18 protein-coding genes are annotated in these 16799 nt (G+C 72.7%); 6 read left to right on the forward strand and 12 right to left on the reverse strand.

Annotated elements, in window-relative coordinates; genetic code table 11:
• Positions 1–5: 5 nt before the first annotated feature.
• The 5 genes from HHX35_RS29155 to HHX35_RS29175 all read right to left on the reverse strand — a co-directional run bounded on the left by HHX35_RS29155 (position 6) and on the right by HHX35_RS29175 (position 5285).
• A complete protein-coding gene (locus HHX35_RS29155; RefSeq protein WP_139575386.1) occupies positions 6–290 on the reverse strand; it encodes a DUF1540 domain-containing protein in 285 nt (94 codons plus the stop codon).
• A gap of 112 nt (positions 291–402) precedes the next feature.
• Entirely contained in the window at positions 403–1029 is a 627-nt protein-coding gene (locus HHX35_RS29160) for a GAF domain-containing protein (RefSeq protein WP_220505995.1), read from the reverse strand.
• Positions 1016–1987, reverse strand: a complete 972-nt coding sequence (locus tag HHX35_RS29165; protein ID WP_182901868.1) for a S8 family serine peptidase — start codon at positions 1985–1987, stop codon at positions 1016–1018. Before HHX35_RS29165 ends, HHX35_RS29160 begins: the two co-directional genes overlap by 14 nt.
• On the reverse strand, positions 1984–5076 hold the full coding sequence (locus HHX35_RS29170; RefSeq protein WP_182901869.1) for an AAA family ATPase: 3093 nt from the start codon (positions 5074–5076) through the stop codon (positions 1984–1986). Before HHX35_RS29170 ends, HHX35_RS29165 begins: the two co-directional genes overlap by 4 nt.
• Positions 5073–5285, reverse strand: coding sequence for an aroma-sacti cluster domain-containing protein (locus HHX35_RS29175; RefSeq protein ID WP_139575383.1), 213 nt, complete (start codon positions 5283–5285; stop codon positions 5073–5075). Before HHX35_RS29175 ends, HHX35_RS29170 begins: the two co-directional genes overlap by 4 nt.
• Positions 5286–5495: 210 nt before the next feature.
• Here HHX35_RS29175 and HHX35_RS29180 point away from each other — a divergent pair, with 210 nt between their 5' ends.
• On the forward strand, positions 5496–6818 hold the full coding sequence (locus HHX35_RS29180) for an MFS transporter (RefSeq protein ID WP_182901870.1): 1323 nt from the start codon (positions 5496–5498) through the stop codon (positions 6816–6818).
• On the opposite strand, the gene HHX35_RS29185 is transcribed toward HHX35_RS29180, so the two are convergent.
• Positions 6765–8570 carry a BTAD domain-containing putative transcriptional regulator gene (locus HHX35_RS29185; protein ID WP_182901871.1) on the reverse strand — a complete coding sequence of 602 codons (1806 nt, stop codon included), beginning with the start codon at positions 8568–8570 and terminating at the stop codon, positions 6765–6767. The two genes, HHX35_RS29180 and HHX35_RS29185, sit on opposite strands and share 54 nt — an antisense overlap.
• Positions 8571–8607: 37 nt before the next feature.
• A complete protein-coding gene (locus HHX35_RS29190; RefSeq protein WP_182901872.1) occupies positions 8608–9777 on the reverse strand; it encodes a hypothetical protein in 1170 nt (389 codons plus the stop codon).
• 490 nt (positions 9778–10267) lie between these two features.
• On the opposite strand from HHX35_RS29190, the gene crcB (HHX35_RS29195) reads away from it, so the two are divergent.
• From crcB (HHX35_RS29195) to crcB (HHX35_RS29205), 3 genes are read left to right on the forward strand one after another with little or no spacing between them, the layout of a single operon-like run.
• Positions 10268–10804 carry a fluoride efflux transporter CrcB gene (gene crcB, locus HHX35_RS29195; RefSeq protein ID WP_310739369.1) on the forward strand — a complete coding sequence of 179 codons (537 nt, stop codon included), beginning with the start codon at positions 10268–10270 and terminating at the stop codon, positions 10802–10804.
• A complete protein-coding gene (locus tag HHX35_RS29200) occupies positions 10801–11154 on the forward strand; it encodes a DUF190 domain-containing protein (protein ID WP_182901873.1) in 354 nt (117 codons plus the stop codon). Before crcB (HHX35_RS29195) ends, HHX35_RS29200 begins: the two co-directional genes overlap by 4 nt.
• Positions 11151–11522, forward strand: a complete 372-nt coding sequence (gene crcB, locus HHX35_RS29205) for a fluoride efflux transporter CrcB (protein WP_182901874.1) — start codon at positions 11151–11153, stop codon at positions 11520–11522. The genes HHX35_RS29200 and crcB (HHX35_RS29205) overlap by 4 nt, the downstream gene beginning before the upstream one ends.
• Positions 11523–11563: 41 nt before the next feature.
• Here the strand turns inward: crcB (HHX35_RS29205) and HHX35_RS29210 are convergent, their stop codons facing one another.
• Together HHX35_RS29210 and HHX35_RS29215 are read right to left on the reverse strand one after the other, a co-directional pair.
• Positions 11564–12985: an alkaline phosphatase PhoX gene (locus HHX35_RS29210; RefSeq protein WP_310739370.1), complete on the reverse strand. Its 1422-nt coding sequence runs from the start codon at positions 12983–12985 to the stop codon at positions 11564–11566.
• Positions 12986–13116: 131 nt separating this feature from the next.
• The gene (locus HHX35_RS29215) at positions 13117–13950 is read right to left on the reverse strand and encodes an alpha/beta fold hydrolase (protein WP_139575377.1); all 834 of its coding nucleotides are present in this window, start codon (positions 13948–13950) and stop codon (positions 13117–13119) included.
• Positions 13951–14173: 223 nt separating this feature from the next.
• On the opposite strand from HHX35_RS29215, the gene HHX35_RS29220 reads away from it, so the two are divergent.
• Entirely contained in the window at positions 14174–14491 is a 318-nt protein-coding gene (locus HHX35_RS29220) for a hypothetical protein (protein WP_182901875.1), read from the forward strand.
• Here HHX35_RS29220 and HHX35_RS29225 read toward each other — a convergent pair.
• Both HHX35_RS29225 and HHX35_RS29230 read right to left on the reverse strand, forming a co-directional pair.
• A complete protein-coding gene (locus HHX35_RS29225; RefSeq protein ID WP_182901876.1) occupies positions 14470–14940 on the reverse strand; it encodes a MarR family winged helix-turn-helix transcriptional regulator in 471 nt (156 codons plus the stop codon). The two genes, HHX35_RS29220 and HHX35_RS29225, sit on opposite strands and share 22 nt — an antisense overlap.
• 108 nt (positions 14941–15048) lie before the next feature.
• Positions 15049–15333, reverse strand: coding sequence for a hypothetical protein (locus HHX35_RS29230; protein WP_182901877.1), 285 nt, complete (start codon positions 15331–15333; stop codon positions 15049–15051).
• Between the two features lie 170 nt (positions 15334–15503).
• Between HHX35_RS29230 and HHX35_RS29235 the strand changes: the two genes are divergently transcribed.
• Positions 15504–15824 carry a hypothetical protein gene (locus HHX35_RS29235; RefSeq protein ID WP_041952975.1) on the forward strand — a complete coding sequence of 107 codons (321 nt, stop codon included), beginning with the start codon at positions 15504–15506 and terminating at the stop codon, positions 15822–15824.
• 88 nt (positions 15825–15912) lie between these two features.
• Here HHX35_RS29235 and HHX35_RS29240 read toward each other — a convergent pair.
• Positions 15913–16799: cation-translocating P-type ATPase (locus tag HHX35_RS29240; RefSeq protein ID WP_182901878.1), on the reverse strand; the 887-nt coding region annotated here is incomplete at its 5' end.

A 16799-nucleotide genomic window follows, 5' to 3' on the forward strand; every position in this document is an offset into this window, starting at 1 on the left:
GCCGCCTACGCCGGGGCGTACGTGAGGCAGTCGGCCTCGTCCTGCGAGTAGCCGATGTCGATGCCGGGCGCCTGGCACTCCAGCGCCACGTTGTGCCGGCAGTCGGACATCTTGCAGGCGCCCACCCGGCCCACGGTCTCCTGGTCGCCTCCCCGCGTGGACGCGGTGAAGAACGTGTCGCAGTGCGCGTGGGACGCGTCCCCGACCGTGATGGCGGTGGCGTGGCACATGCCGTCGCGGTTGTACGCGCACGAGGTGGCCTCGCACCGGTTGACTACGGGCATCTCCATGAGCGGCTGTTCCCCTCTGACGATCGTGGCTTTCGTCCTGGCTCATACCGCCTTCGACCAGGTCGGCAATCTCCGCCGCGGTCCCAGACTCGGCCAAGCCACGCCAGAGGATTCAGTGCAACAGCTCCTCGGCCACGGCGAGGAGCTTCAGGGCGGTCGGGTCGGCGGGCCCGCCGTCGCGCGGCACCCGGTCGGAGATCCGCTGCAGCAGCACGTGGACGTCGTCGCCGCCGGGCGCGGCTGGTAGCGCCGTCTCGGCCCGCCGCAGCCGCAGCAGAAGCTCCAGCCCGTGAGCGGCCTGGGCGGCGAGCATCGCGAGGAGGTCCACGTCGGCGAGGTCCCCCCGCCAGGTGGCGGACCTGTCGAGCACCTCCAGCACACCGATGCAGCTCTCCTGCCTGATCACCGGCGCCGCCATGATGCTGCGGGGGACATACCCGGTGGACTCGGCGGCGTCGTGGGCGAACTGCGGCACCGCGGCCACCTCGTCGGCGATCATCGGCTGGCCGCTCGCCGCGACCCAGCCCGCGATGCCCGTGCCGGCCGGGAAGCGCGTCCCGACCAGGTGCTGCTCCCCCTCGCCCGACACGGCCTCGAAGACCAGCTCGCCGGTCTCCTGGTCCACCAGGAAGACCGACGCCGCGGCCGAGGCGAAGACGTGCCGGGCGACCTCGACGGTGGACTGCAGCAGCCTGCGCTCGATGATTTCGCTGTCGGAGCGCCGTTCATGCACGGACATGCGCGCCTCCCTTGGATGCGACGACGTTGCTGGCGGCCAGATAGAGCACGGACTTGAGCTGGAAGGGAGTCATCCACCGGTGCCTGCTCAGGATGAGCGCGCAGATCCCGGTGATGTGCGGCGCGGCGAAGCTGTTGCCGGTGCTGCGGATCTCCCTGCCGCGGCGCCAGGCCACCGGGACCCGGACGCCCCGGGCGAGGAACTCGGCCGGGGGCGCGGGGTTGTAGTAGTAGGTCATGGGGTCGGGTTCGTCGTGGCTGGCCACCGAGATGACCGAGGAGAAGGTCCAGGGGAAGCTGACGACCGGCATGTTGTGGGCCGAGGCCACCAGCAGGCAGCGCCGGAAGTACGCGCGGTCGGCCAGCTCGTGCAGCGCGGGCAGATACTGGCTCCTGGTGGTGGACAGGCTGAGGTTGACGAGGTCGAACCCCTCCTCGACGGCCCAGCGCAGCCCGGCCAGAAGGGCGGCCCCGCTGCCGGAGCGCCCGTCGGTCAGCACCCGCACCGAGGTCAGCGAGACGGCCGGGGCGATCGAGCGGATCACCCCGGCGCACGCGGTCCCGTGCCCCACGGGGTCCACCGGGTCGCAGTCGACGACCGTCAGGTCCTCGCCGTCGGCGACCACCAGCGAACGCTCCAGGCCGCCGACCCGCGGATGACCGGCGTCCACCCCGGTGTCGAGCACGCAGACGCGCACGCCCGCTCCGTCGGCGCGGCCCACGCCGCCGTCACCCACGCCGTCACCTGCGCCGTCACCTGCGCCGTCACCCGTGCCGTCACCTGCGCCGTCACCTGCGCCGTCACCCGCGCCGTCACCACCCCAGGCCCACTCCCTGGTGACGTCCTCCAGGCGGCTCACGCCGAACTCCTCCGGGGCCAGCCGCGAGGTCGCCAGGCTCCAGGCCGGCACGCCGGGGAACTGCTCACGCCGCTCCCGGCGCCATGGGGGCTGCGTCACGGTCGCCTCTCCTCCTCGATCCACCGGCGTACGCGCCGGGCGGGCAGCTCCGCTCCCTTGGCCGCGTAGTCGCGCAGCGCGCGGGCCGCGGCCAGGGCCGCCGGGCCGGCGCGCCCGGCCGCTCGGTGCGCCACCGCCAGGTCGGCCAGCACGTCCCCGCGCAGGCAGGGGTCGTCGGTGCGGGCGAGCAGCTCCTCCGCCCGCGCGGCGAGGGCGCCCGCCGCGCCGTGGCCGCCGTCGAGGGCCGCGACCCTGGCGCTCAGCGCGAGAAGGGTCAGCTCGCCGCGGGCCTGCAGCCGTCCGCCCGCGGCCCGCAACCGGTCCAGCTCCCGCGCGGCCTCGGGGTGCCGCCCCTGCCGGAGCAGCTCGCGGGCGGCGTAGAGCTCCAGCGTCCTGGCCGGCTCCGACTGGCCCGCCCGGTGCAGGTCCGCCGCCGCCCTGCGGAACAGCGCCTCCGCCTCGGCGTGCCGGTCGACGAGCGACTCCACCAGCCCGCGCACCTGGAGGACCGCGGTCGCCGCGAGGTCGAGGTGAAGGTCGCGGGCGTACTGGTCGGCCTTGTCGAGGACGGCCCTGGCGGCGGTGACGTAGCCGGCGAGCGCGAGCAGCCGCGCCTCGGTGACCAGGACGGGCAGGAGCATCGCCCGGTCGGCGCGGAACCTGCCCGACACCCCGACACACAGGCTCAGCCCCTCGGCCAGCGGCGTGGGGGACCACTGCGCCAGCTCGCAAAGCCCGCTGAGCAGGCGGTTCTCCTCATATCTGTCGCCGAGGGAGCGGGCCCGGGCCAGGGCGTCGCGCAGCGCCGCCTCGGCCGCCCCGAACCGGCCCTCGCCGATGCGCACCAGCGCCTGGAGATGGTGGAAACGGCACCAGCCGAGGTCGTCGCCGGGGTCGGCGGCCAGCAGGTCGCGGAACGGCTCGCCCGACGCGGGCCGGGTGCCGAAGCGCACCGCCAGCGTCTCGCGCTGGATGGCGCAGATCAGCCGGTTGCGCCGGTCGTCCGGCAGCATCCGCTCGGCCACGTCCAGCGCGTCGTACGGCCGGTCGGCCTCGCCATGGGCCAGCCCGGCGTCGCAGATGCGCACCGCCAGCACCCGGTGCTCGGCGTGGCCGGGCGGCAGCAGGTCGCGTCCCCGCTCCAGCAGGGCGATGGCGGCGGGCAGGTCCTTGCGGTGCAGCGCCTGGGTGCCCTCGCCCACCAGGGCGCGGGCGGCCCGCTCGGTGAGCGCCGGCAGCATCGGGTCGTCCGGTCGCACCTCGCGTTTGAGCAGGCAGGCGGTCTCCAGGTGGTGGGTCAGGTCGCCGTGCGAGCTCTCCTCCGCGGCACGGGACGAGAGGGCGGCGCGGGACGCCGCGGCGGCGCCGGCCTGGCCGGCGATGCGGTCGGCGAGGGCCAGATGCCAGGTGGCCCGCAGGTCCTTGCGGGTCATGGCGTAGACCGTGTCCCGGGTCAGCGTCTGCGTGAATCGGAACGACCCCGGCGCCTCCCCGCGCCCGACCATGCGCGTGCGGATCAGGCGCCCGAGCAGCTCGTCGACGTCGAGCCGGGACTGCGGCTCGGCCGCGCAGAGGACGCCGAGCTGGTCGCGGGTGAAGACGTGGCCGATCGTCGCGGCGCGTTCGAGCACATCGCGCTCCCCCTCGTCGAGCCGGTCGAGGCGCGCGCCGAGGAGCGCCTGGATGGTGGGCGGCAGCGGGGCGTCCTCCCCCTCCTCGGCAAGGGTCTCCAGCAGCAGCTCGGCGAACAGCGGGTTGCCGTCGGAGCTCCGCGCGACCCGCAGGCACAGGGCCGGGCCGGCGGCCATGTCGTGGGCGACCACCTCGGCGTCCGGCAGCCGGTGTGCGGCCAGCTCGGCGACCAGCCGTTCCATCTGGGCGGCGTCGAGCGCCCCCAGCTCGAACGCGGCGGCACGCTCCGCGTCGTCCCCCCAGACGGGCCGCGCCTCCAGCAGCTCGGGCCTGGCCACCCGTACGACCAGGACGGGCACGTCGGCGAGCCACGCCGCGAGGTCGTCGATCAGGTCGAGCAGGGTCGGCTCGGCCCAGTGCAGGTCCTCCCAGACCGCCACCAGCGGGCCGCGCCGGGCCAGCGCCTCGAACAGCGCGCGCACCGCCCGCGAGATCTCCTCGACGCCCGCGTCCTCCCCGGTGCGCGGCGCGCGCGAGGCGTCGGCGGTCGCCAGGCCGCGCAGGGTGGAGCCACTCGACGCCTCCAGCGCCGGCTGGATGTCCCGCCAGTCGTCGCCGAGGGATTCGACCATCTCCACAATGGGGCGATAGGTGATCCCCACGCCGTACGAGCGGCACCGGCCGGCGATCACGGTGACCCCGGCGGGCAGCTCGTGGACGAAGTCGCGCACGAGCCGGGACTTGCCGATGCCCGGCACGCCGAGCACGGTCACCACCCGGCACCGGCGGTCCCGCACCGCCTCGCGGTACGCCGCGCGCAGGCGCCCGATCTCGGAGTCGCGGCCGATGAGCGGGATCTGGTCGTCGTCGTGGCCGGCCTCGGGCTCCAGGGAGGTCACCCGCCAGGCTCGTACGGGGTTGCTCTTGCCCTTCAGCGTGAGCGGCGGCACGGGCTCGAGACGCGCCTGGGCGCGGACCATGCGCGCGACCTCGTCCCCGACGAGGATCTCGCCGACGCCCGCGGCCGACTGCAGGCGGGCGGCCGTGTTGACGGTGTCGCCGATGACGCGAAGGTCCGCTCCCGGAGTGGCGATGACCACCGCCTCCCCGGCGCTCACGCCGCAGTGCACGTCGAGCCGGATGCCGTGCGTGGGGGCCAGGTCCTCGCTCAGCTCGCGCACCCGCTGCAGCGCGGCGTGCGCGGCGCGTACCGCCCGGAGCGCGTCGTCCTCGCGGCCGGCGGGGATGCCGAAGGCGGCCATGATCGCGTCCCCGATGTACTTCTCCACCACGCCGCCGTGCTCCTCGATGCCGGAGGTGCACGCCCGGTAGTAGCGGTCGAGGACGTCCCGGAGCAGCTCGGGATCGAGCCGTTCCGCGAGCTCCGTCGAGCCGACCAGGTCGATGAAGACGACGACGACGTTCCGGCGCGCAGGGCGGGCCGCCCCGGCGCTCATACGAGTTTGAGCTCTTGTCCCTCGACCTCGCCCGCTGCCGCGTCCAGGCGGGTCTTGATCGAGTTGAGCAGCTCGACCTCCGGCCTGCTCAGCTCGGCGAACACCTGCCGCTGCCGCTCGTTGAGCAGGTCCACCGGGTGACCCGCCTCGCGCAGGGCCGTCAACGGGTCGAACGGCGCCGGCCCGCTGTGAACCTCGCGGCTGTTCATCGGCCACCTCCTGGTCGTGCGGGGACTGGTCGTGCGGGACCTGTCGGCCACAGGGGTACGCCGCCAACGGTAAGTACGGAGGGTTCAGGGCCAGTATGGCGACGCCATGCCGTCGCCATACTGGCCCCGATCACGCCTGGTCCGGCCGCGCATACCGGCCCCATACCGCGTCCCTACTGGGCGCCAACCGCCCGTTGGGACGCTCCAAGCATGAGTGAGCGGAGCGAGCGAATCGGTAAGCACAGTGGGCTGCCGCCGCTGCGCCGTAACTCCCGGTTCCAGATGCTCTGGATGGGGGCGGCGGCATCGGAGCTGGGGACCACGCTCACCTGGGTGGCCTTCCCGCTGCTGATCCTGGCCGTCAGCGGCTCCGCCGCGCTGGCCGGGCTGGTCGGCGCCTGCCGGATCACGGCCGATCTCCTGTTCTCCCTGCCCGCCGGGGCGTGGGTGGACCGGTGGGACCGGCGCCGCATCCTGATCGCCGCCGAGGTCGTCCGGTGTCTCGCCCTGGCCGCGCTCGCCGCCGCCGTCCTGACCGGCCGGGTGGCGCTGTGGCAGATCGTGGCGGTCGCGGTGGTGACCGGCGCGGCCGACTCCTTCTTCGGCCCCGCCAGGGCCGCCGCGATCCGCGGGGTCGTGGCTTCCGGGCAGCTTCCCGAGGCGTACGCCCAGGAGGAGGCGCGCGGGCACGCGGCCGCCCTCGCCGGGCCGCCACTCGGCGGCTTCCTGTTCGGCCTGGGCCGGGCCCTCCCGTTCGCCGTGGACGCGCTCAGCTACCTGGTCTCGCTGGTGTGCGTGGTGCGCGCGCGGGTGCCGCGCAGGCCGGCGGAGGCGGCGGAGCGGCGCGAGACCGGGATGCGGGCCGACGTCATGGAGGCGGCGGGCTGGCTGTGGCGCCATCGCGGCCTGCGCGCCGGGCTGGCGTTCGCCCTGGTCGCCAACCTCGTTGCGAACGCGCTGCTGCTGCCCGTCATCGTCATGGTGGAGGCGCGCGGCGGTGATGCGGCCGCGACCGGCGTCGTGCTGGCCGGGCTGGGCCTGGGTGGTCTGCTCGGCGCGACCCTGTCGGCCAGGATCGGGCGCCTGCTGCCGCCGGGCAGGCTCATGCCGGCCGTGGTCGGGTTCTTCGCACTGGCCGTCTGCGCGACCGCCCTGCCGTTCGGGCCCTACTGGCCGGTGGTCCCGCTCTTCCTCGCGATGGTCGCGGCGCCGGCGCTCAACGTGGTCCTGCGTGTCCTGCTCGCCAGGCTCGTCCCGGACGCGATGACGGGCCGGGTGGTCTCCGTGTTCACCATGGCCACCATGGGCCTGACCCCGGTCGGGCCGCTGCTCGGCGGCCTGCTGGCGCAGTACATCGGCGGCGCCGGCGCGCTGGTGGCGGTGGGCGGCCTGCTCGCGGCGTGCAGCGTGGTGGCCTCGATCAGCCCCGCGCTGCGCGGCCTCCACGTGCCGACTGCCGCCGCCACCGGTTCCGCGCCCTCAGCGGTTCCGGTCCTCGCCGAGCTCGGCCGCGAACCGGTGGGCGAGCGGTGACATCGCGTACGACAAGGAGTGGGCGACCACCTCGGCGTCGGTCTCGACCTGCGGGATCGTCAGGACACCGGCCTCCAACAGGGACTCGATGACCCGCTCGCCCGGCCCTTCTGTGCCGTCCAGTGCCGCGACGAGCTCCTCGTGTCCGAAGACCGGGCCGTCGAGCGCGCCCAGGGCGAGGAACGCGGCGCGGTGCGGCCACGACGGGTGGGCGTAGGACTCCTCGAACCGCCGGCGCAGTGACACGTCCCCCGCGACGAACTCGTCCAGCACGTCCTCGGTCCGTTCCAGCCGCTCCGCCAGCAGGCCGAGCGGCAGGTGCCGCAGCCCGGCGAGCCGGCCCCCGAGCAGGCGCAGGACCAGGGGCGACAGCCCGCACCTACGGAAGATCCGCAGGACGGCGGGCAGATCCCCGGCCACCCGGTCGCGGCCGATCAACCGGCTCAGGAACTCGACGCCCTCACTCGTGGACAGGTCCTCGATATCGATCCTGGCCACCGACTCCAGCCCGCTGAGCCTGTTCCGGCTCGTCACCAGGACCCTGCTCGACGTGGTGCCGGGGAGCAGCACGCGGACGCTCGACTCGTCCGGCGAGTCGTCGAGGACCAGCAGGACCTTCCGGTCGGCGAGCCACGACCGCCAGACAGAGGCCAGCACGTCGTCCCCGCGCAGGCCGGCGACCTCCAGTCCGACGCCCTCCAGGATCTCCCGCTGGACGTCCGCGGCCGGCCTGGGGACTCCGTGGCACCGCAGCGGGATCACCACGGCGCCGTCCGGATAGCGGGGGGCCAGCAGGTGCGCGACGTGCACGGCGAGGGCGGTCTTGCCGGCGCCGAGCCCGCCCGTGATCACCGTGACGGGCGCGGGCTCGTCCAGGACGCGCCGCACCTCCGCCTCCCGGCCCACGAAGTCGTCGATGGCGCGGGGCAGCCGGTTCGCCAGGGCGCGTACGGGCCGGGGACGGACGGCGCCGGCCAGGCCGGGGAGACGCGCGGGCGGGGGCCCGTCACCGCGGAGGATGGCCTGGTAGAGCTGCCTGATCAACGGGCTGGGATCGATGCCCATCTCGGCGGCGAGGTGCCGGCGCAGGCCCTCGAAGTGGGCCAGGGCCTCGGCGGCCCGCCCGCACCGCGACAGCGCGGTCATCCTGGCCGCGGCGACGCGCTCGCGGGCGGGGAACCGTGCGGCGACGACGTCGAGGGAGCCCAGGGCGTCGACGTGGCGGCCCAGCTCGATCTCCAGCTCGACCCAGTCCTCGTAGATCGACAGGAAGAGCTCGGTGAAGCGGCTTACCTCGGCGGCCACGAGCGGGACATGGCAGAACTCCTCAAGCGGCCGTTCCCGCCACATGCGGACGGCGTCGCCCAGCAGCGCGGCGGCGGTGGCGAGGTCTCCGCTCCGGACGGCGGCGCGCCCCGACCTGCCCAGTTCCAGGAAGCGCAGCAGGTCGAGCTCCTCGCGATCGGCGCTGATGCGGTAGCCCCATCCCTGGAAGCTGATCCGGTCGCCCACGATCTTGCGGAGCGCGGACATGTAGACCTGCAGGTTCTTGCGGGCCGTACGCGGCGGGGTCTCGCCCCACAACGAGTCGATCAGCTGGTCCGACGGGATGACCGCGTTCGCGTGGCACAGCAGGATCGCCAGGAGAAGCCGCTGTTTCGGAGCGCCGATGACGGCCCTGCGGCCCGCGACGCGGACCTCCAGCGAACCGAGTACAGAACAGTGCAGTCGCGGCGAGCTCACGTCACCCATGGCGCTTTCCTTGGTCCGGGTCTGCGCGGCGACCCGGTCACCGGCGGGAGCCGCGTGTCCGAGTGCCTAACAGGAGGAAGTCGACGAGTTCGAGCGGCGATGGGGGTCCGGTGTTCCCCAGGGCCGCCAGGTGGAGCGTCCTGATCGCGAGCGCCACGGCGGTGGAGACCTCACGCCCTCCGGCCTTCGCCTCGAACCAGCGCCAGTCGCCGTCGGTGTTGACCTCGAGGAACACCACCTCGCCCGCGCTGAGCAGCAGGTCGAAGGCGCCGTAGGCCAACCCCCACAGGCTCGCGAGCCTGCGTACGGCGGCGGCGACCGCGGGCGGGGCGGCGACCGGCGTGACCGTCACCTCGGCCTCCTCCCGCCAGGGCGAGTCGGGGGCGCGCTTGCCGACGGCGTAGGCGTGCACGGCGCCGGCGACGTGGTAGACCCGCAGCTCGGCGTCGTGCTCGACGTGTTCCTGCACGATCACCGGATAGTCGAGCGCGGGCCGGCGCAGGACCTCCGCGCGTGCCGCGATCTCGGGGAGCGCCCCGGTCAGGAGGCCGGGCGAGGCCTCGACGAAGTGCTCCCCGACGACCTTGACCACGACCCTGCGGCCCGGCATCGCGGTGGCGGCCTCCGCCGGGGCGGTGGTGACGACCGTCCGGGGGACGCGGATGCCGGCGGCCGCGGCCCCGGCGAGCTGCTCCAGACGACCGGGACGGTTGCCGGGCAGGCTGGCCGGCGCGAGCGAGCAGAGCTGGCGGACGAACGCGTGCCAGGACTCGGCCCGCAGGAGGGTCTGTGCGGCGTCCGCCGTCGCGGGCATGGCCCGGGGGGAGAAGTGACGCGCCCAGACGACGGTCGGAGCGATCCGGCGGCCGTCAAGGTCGAGCACGCACCGGGTGCGGTCGTGCCCGGCCCCGCCGGTCACCGCGGCGGACAGCCGCAGCGCGGCCACGCTCTCGGCGTCGACGCGTACGCTCGGCACGCCGAGGTGGTGCAGCGTGTCCTGGAGGACGGCGAACTCGGCGCAGCCCGCACGGTCGGCCAGCACGACGCAGGGTGCGGCGTCCGCGACCGGCCCGGTCTCCGCGACCGGCCCGGTCTCCGGGAGCCGCCACGACACCGAGCCCGGCGATCCGCGCAGATCGACGGTGAGGTGAGGGTCGCACGACCGGCCGGGCCGGGCCTGGCCCGGGATGCCGGTGGCGCTCAACAAGGCGTGACCGCAGCCGTGCGCGCTCCGAATCCGTCACCTCGCACCGGTGACGCTTCTATCGGCATCATTTTCGTGATCACGCCCATATCCCACCAGTCAACGGCGGCCCCGGTTTGCTGTCAATAGAACCCAATGTGGTTAATCGATATGTTTATTGTGATATGTAGGAGTTGTATTCGAGCAGGTCACTATAGGTCTATGTCCGGAAAGCGGTGACTGCCGGAAGCTCTGTCTGCTGTTCTGTCCCGACCCTTAATTTGCGGTCGTCAGCAATTCCTTAATAGGGGCATACCGCTGCTGATCGCGAATCGCCCGGCCCGCGACGACCACGGCGGCCCGGATGGCCGTTCCGGTGCGGCACCTAAACTGGGATGCACTCGTGCGGAATCCGCTCCCCTTCGCGACCGTCGTGGCAACCGTCGCGCGGACCTGCGGACAGGCCGGGCGACGAGGCGAACGGCGGACCGGGTGGCGAGGTGAGGAGGACGGTGTGAGCCGGCGCGTACGCGGCGATCGGGAAGAGGCGGATCTGCCGATCGACCCCGACGTGGACCTCCGTCACGAGCGGGACATGTTCCGCGGGCCGGCGGCCCCGGCCCCGGCCGGCCGCCGGACTTGGGACGTCCTCGGGGTGATCGCACTCGGCGGCGGAGCCGGCGCCGTGGCCAGGTATCTGCTCGGCCGGGCCTTCCCCGCGCCGCCCACCGGATTCCCCTGGGGGACGTTCCTCGCCAACGTCACCGGCTGCTTCGCGCTCGGGGCCCTGATGGTCTTCGTCCTGGACGTCTGGCCGCCGCGCCGCTACGTCCGTCCGTTCCTCGGGGTCGGCTTCCTCGGCGGCTTCACGACGTTCTCCACCTTCACCGTGGAGATCGTGGACAGGTCGTCGCACGGCGCGTGGCCGATGGCCGGTGCGTACGCCGCCGCCAGCATGGTCGCCGGGCTGATCGCGGTCTGGTGCGGCATCGTCCTCGCCCGCACCCTGGCGGGCCTCCCCGTACGGCGGCGCGGGAGGAGGGGCGAATGAGACTGCACGGCCCCGCCCAACGGTTGACGATCCTGATAGGCGAGAGCGACCAGTACCGGCACCGGCCGCTGTACACCGAGATCGTGCATCGGGCGCGCAGGATGGGCCTGGCGGGGGCGAGCGTGTTCCGGGGCATCGAGGGCTTCGGCGCCTCCTCACGCATCCACACCAGCCGCCTGCTGTCGCTCAGCGAGGACCTGCCCATCGCCGTCGTCATCGTGGACGTTCCGGAGAGGATCAGCGCGTTCGTGGCGGAACTGGACGAACTGGTGACCGAGGGCCTGGTGATCGTCGATCCCGTGGAGGTCTACCGCTACGTGGGGCGTGAGCCGGGGCGGGCGGAGCCGTGACCCTGCTGCTCGTCTTCCTCGGCGGCATCGTCGGCGCTCCCGCCCGTTATCTGACCGACCGCCTGGTGCAGCGCCTGCACGACAGCGTGTTCCCCTGGGGCACGCTGGCGGTCAACCTGTCCGGGTCGCTCGTGCTCGGGCTGCTGCTCGGCGCCCGGGACGACCTCGGGCTGCCCGCCGCGATGGTCACCCTGCTCGGCACCGGCTTCTGCGGCGCGTTCACGACGTTCAGCACGTTCGGTTTCGAGACCGTGCGGCTGCTGGAGGAGGGCTCGGTCCTGGAGGCCGGGCTCAACGCGCTCGGCAGCCTGGTCCTCGGCGTGCTCGCCGCCGCCGCCGGATTCGCACTGGCCGCCCTCCTCGCCTGAACCACCGAGCGAGCCGGAGGGCTCGCTCGGTGTGCGGCGGGTCAGTGGTGCCCGTGGCCGTTGTGCTTCTGCGTCCAGGGACCGGTGATCGCGAAGACGTAGCCGGGGGTCTGGATGTTGGCGAACAGGATGCGGCCGTCGTCGCTGAACGTCGGGCCGGTGAACTCGCTGTCGTTGAGCTCGTTGCGGGCCATCGGGTAGGGCGCGCCCTTGTCGGTCACGCCGACCAGGTGCGACAGGCCCTCGCCGTCCTCGGCCAGGATGACGCCGCCGTACGGTGAGACGGTGATGTTGTCCGGCCCGTCGTAGTTTGTGTCCTGCTCCGGGTCGGGGTTGACACCGAAGATCGTCTTGAGCGTGACGGTCTCCGACTCGGGGTCGTAGAACCAGACCTGGCCGTCGTGCTCGTTGACGCTGCCGTCGTCGTGCCGGGCGTAGCTGGCGACGAAGTACGCGCCGCCGTCGCCCCACCAGGCGCCTTCCAGCTTGCGGCTGCGGGTGATCTGGTCGTCGGCGAACTGCTTGCGCACCGAGGTCGTCTTGGCGTCCCGGTCCGGCACGTCGACCCACTCGACCTTGTAGCGGGTGCCCGGCTGGGTCGCCTCGGACAGGTCGGCGATGTGCTTGCTGCCCTTGCGGCACCGCATGGCCTGCAGCTTCCCTGCGGTGTCGCCGCCAGGGCCCAGGGCCAGCGCGCGCAGCGCGCCCTTGCGGCCGTGGAAGCCGTGGGGCGGGGTCCAGCGGAAGTACAGGCCGTTCGGGCCGCTCGCGTCCTCGGTCAGGTAGATCTCCGAGTTGCGCGGGTTGACCGCGACGGCCTCGTGGGAGTAGCGGCCGAGGAACTTCAGCGGCACCGGGTTCTTGTTGGCCTCGCGGTCGAACGCGTCCACCTCGAAGACGTACCCGTGGTCCTTCTGGAAGGCGCCGCCGGCCCGCTGCTCGGTCTCCTCGCAGGTCAGCCAGGTGTTCCACGGCGTGATGCCGCCCGCGCAGTTGTTGTGCGTGCCGGCCACGCTGACGTACTCGCGGATGCGGTTGCCGTCCCTGTCGACCTCGATGTTCGTGGTGCCGCCCTTCGCACCCGGGTCGTAGGTCAGGCCGGGCAGGGCGGGCACGCCGTAGGGCTCGCTGCCGCCGATCTCGTGGTTGTTCACCAGCACCCAGCCGTCACGGCCGCGGAAGCAGCCGGTGCCGTCGGCGTCGCTGGGGGTCGGCTCACCCGACTCCAGCAGCGTCTTGCCGGCCTGAGCGACGATCTTGTAGGAGAAGCCCTTGGGCAGGGCGAGCAGACCGGCCGGGTCGGCGACGACCGGGCCGTACCCGATCGTCTTGCCGACTCCGGCCTGGGCCGCCTGGGCGGCGGCGGGGCCGGCGATGGCCTCGATGCTGCCCGCGATGGCGATGCCGAGGCCGCCGGCGGCGGCCGAGCGCATGAGGTCGCGGCGGGAGAGGGAGGAACTCACAGGACGTACCTTTCGGTGCTGAGGGCAGGCCCTGTGATCCCATTACCCTGCCTTGAACCTCTCCTTCCGTGAAACGGACGCGAGGGTGAACACGCCGCAACGATCTCAGGACGGCATATCCCGCCCGCGCGTCACTTCGCCAGGAAGGCGAGGAGCGCGTCGGTGACCTCCTGGGCGTGGGTCCACAGCAGGCCGTGCGGGGCGCCCTCGATCTCGACGTACTCGGCCTGGGGGAGCGCCCGGTGGAACGGGCGGCCGGTGGACTCGATGGGCAGAATGCGGTCGGCGGTGCCGTGCACGATGAGCGTCGGAACGTCGATCTTGGGGATGTCGGCCCGGAAGTCCGTCGTCCAGGTGGGGACGGCCGCGGACGAGGCGTACCACGAGGCTCCCGCGGCGGTGTTCCAGTTGGCCCGGACGACCTCCTCGCTCAGGCGCGTGCCGAGGTTCTCGTCGGTGTTGTAGAAGGCGTTGTAGAAGTCGGTGAAGTAGGCGTAACGGTCCTTGGTGACGGCCTCGAGGATGCCCTCGAACACGCTGCCGTCCACGCCCTCCGGGTTGTCCTCCGTCTTGAGCAGGAACGGTTCGAGGGAGGCCAGGAACGCGGCCTTGGCCACCCGCGCCGAGCCGTACGTGCCGAGGTAGCGGCCGACCTCGCCGGTGCCCATGGAGAAGCCGACGAGGATCACGTCACGCAGGTCGAGGGTCTCCAGCAGCGTGTTCAGGTCGGCGGCGAAGGTGTCGTAGTCGTAGCCGACGGTGGGCTGGCTCGACTGGCCGAAGCCGCGGCGGTCGTAGGTGATGACGCGGTAGCCGGCGCCGAGCAGGGCGGGGATCTGCTTCTCCCACGAGTGGCCGTCCAGCGGGTAGCCGTGGATGAGCACGATGGGCTGCCCGCTACCGTGGTCCTCGTAGTACAGGTTGATGTCGGTGCTGTTCTCCTGGCCGACGGTGATGTACGCCATGACGTGCTCCTTCTGATCTCCGGTGCGTGACCCCGGCCTCTGCGACCGGGTTCCTCGTGCGTCCCAGAGACTAGGACACAATTAAGTTGTGTGCAAGGTAATCGCGCGCATGATGTCTCATGGGCCTGCCACCGATAAGGTCACGGGTGTGCGGATCACGAAGGGTGCAGGCGAACGGGCGCAGCCGGCTGCAGGGGCTGCCGACCACAAAGGCGGCGGCTGGTTGCGAAAGATCGGCTGGGGAGTGGTCGCGCTCTTCCTGGCCGCGTTCGCGGTCTTCGAGAGCGTCAAGTACGGCGTGCCGACCACCGTCGCCGCGCTCGCCTTCTTCGCGCTGATCGACCTGTCGCGGCTCGCCGGGGTTCGTCCGCCTGGCGCCCTCTACCAGGCCGTCCACCGTGTGTGGATCCCGCTCGTGGTGCTGGTCGGCTACAGCTTCGGTCCGATCGTGTGGCCGCCGCTGTTCACCGCCGCCCTCGGCTGGCTCACCCGCATCGCCCTTGAACGAACGCTCGCCCCTCAGTCCCGCCGGTTGGCGTAGGCGGTGACGTTGGCGGTCAGGCGGCGCAGCGTGGCGAGTGTGCGGGTGAACTCCTCGGGTTCGAGCGCCATCGCGTCACCGACGGAGGCGAAGATGTCGTCGCTCCGCTCCCGCAGCCCCGCGCCCTTCTCGGTCAGCGTGATCTGCACCGTGCGCTCGTCGTCGATGCGGCGCTCCCGGCGCAGCAGGCCGTTCGCCTCCAGGCGCTTGAGCAGTGGCGTCATCGTGCCGTAGTCGAGGTGCAGTGCGGCGCCGAGTTCCTTGACCGTGACGCCCTCCTCGGGGCCGTCCCAGAGCACCAGCAGGACCAGGAACTGCGGGTAGGTGAGACCCATCTCGTCGAGAAGCGGCCGATAGAGGGCGGTGACGGCGCGGGAGGCGGCGTAGAGCGCGAAGCACATCTTGTCGTCGAGGATGCGGGGAAGCCGCTCGCTCGTGGTGCCGGTCATCCTTCCACTCTAGAAGCCTGGCCCGCCATCTGCATGTGAACGGTCCAATCGTGCACGAGGTTTTTTCGGGTGGCGTGACCCGGCGCCGGCCGGGTCACGCAGGCCCCGTCAGCCGCACCGGCGCAGCACCATGGGCTTGCCGCAGCTCATGGTCCCCGGGTTGGCGCCGGCCCGCGCGTTCAGGCCGAGGTCGAGGCCCAGGTCGAGGGCGACGTCGAGGCCGAGGCCCACGTTCAGGCCCGCGTCGACCCTCGCACCGAGGTCCGCGGCGGCGGCCGCGGGCTTGGCGGCCTTCGGCGTGTCACAACCGCAGCCCGCGTAGGCGGGCGCGGTGGCGAGCAGGCCCGCGCAGGTCAGGGCGGCCAGGGACAGAAGACGGAAAGGGTGGTGCATGAAGATTCCTCATCTCAGGTGTAACTAATCGTGCTCGATCGTTACTCTTCGTATCCGTGCGCGGGTTTCGACAAACTCGGGGCGCGCCCGGCGAAGCACCAAGAGCCCGGCGAGATCCGACGGCGAAGCGGCCGTTGCCCACCGTGGAATCCGGACGTACCGTCGATGGCGTGGCTGTCATCCACAGGGACCGTGTGGCGTGGGAGAGCGCCAGGGTGTTCGTCGCGGCCGCGACGGACAACGCTTACTGGTGGCTCGGTGAGACGCTCGGACGCCATCTCGGGCAGACGTACGAACGGGACCTGGCCCGCACCCGCACGCGCCTCCTGCGAGACGAGGCCCGGCCTGTGCGGGGCGTCCGCGAGGACCCGTTGTCCGCCGAGGTCGGCGCCTGGCGCGCCCGGATCGAGGACGTCCTAACGGAGCGTCCGGAGCTCGCGGCGGTCCTGTGGCAGGTGATCGAGGAGACCGGACGCCGCCTGGGCCGCTGACGCCCCGCCGGTCCGGCGCTCCACGTATGGCTGAGGCCGGGTCGTCCACAGGCTGTGGACAATCCGGCCTTGAGGCTCACCTTGACGCTCAGCGGAAGCGGCGGAGTCTGAGACTGTTGCTGACGACGAAGACGCTGGAGAACGCCATCGCCGCGCCGGCGATCATGGGGTTGAGCAGGCCCGCGGCGGCCAGCGGCAGGGCCGCGACGTTGTAGGCGAACGCCCAGAACAGGTTGCCCTTGATCGTGCGCAGCGTGCGCCGTGACAGCCGGATCGCGTCGGCCGCCACCCGCAGGTCACCCCGCACCAGGGTCAGATCGGCCGCCTCGATCGCCACGTCGGTGCCGGTGCCCATCGCCAAGCCGAGGTCGGCCTGGGCCAGCGCGGCGGCGTCGTTGACCCCGTCGCCGACCATCGCCACGGTCTTGCCCTCGGCCTGCAGCCGTTTGACCACGTCGACCTTGTCGGCCGGCAGCACCTCGGCGATCACCTCCTCGATGCCGACCTGGGCGGCGACCGCACGGGCGACCGCCTGGTTGTCGCCGGTCAGCAGCACCGGCGTCAGCCCCAGCGCGCGCAGATCGGCGATGGCCTGGGCGCTGGTGGGTTTGACCGTGTCGGCCACCACCAGCACCGCCCGGGCCTGGCCGTCCCAGCCGACCGCGACCGCGGTGCGGCCGGTGTCCTGCGCATCCTGCAGCGCCTGGGTCAGATCGGCGGGCAGGTGCTGGGACCACTCGGCCAGCAGGCGGGGCCGGCCGACGAGCACGGCGTGGCCGTCCACGATGCCCTGCACCCCCAGGCCCTCGACGTTGGCGAAGTCCTGCGGGGCGGGCAGGGCGCCCACGTGCTCGGCGGCGCCCCGGGCGATCGCCTGGGCGATGGGGTGTTCGGAGGCGTGCTCCAGGGCCCCGGCCAGGCGCAACACCTCCTCACGGTCCTGCCCGCCGGCCAGGTGGACCTCGACCAGGGCCA

Source organism: Microbispora sp. H10830 (genome assembly GCF_014161375.1).
GTDB lineage: Bacteria > Actinomycetota > Actinomycetes > Streptosporangiales > Streptosporangiaceae > Microbispora > Microbispora catharanthi.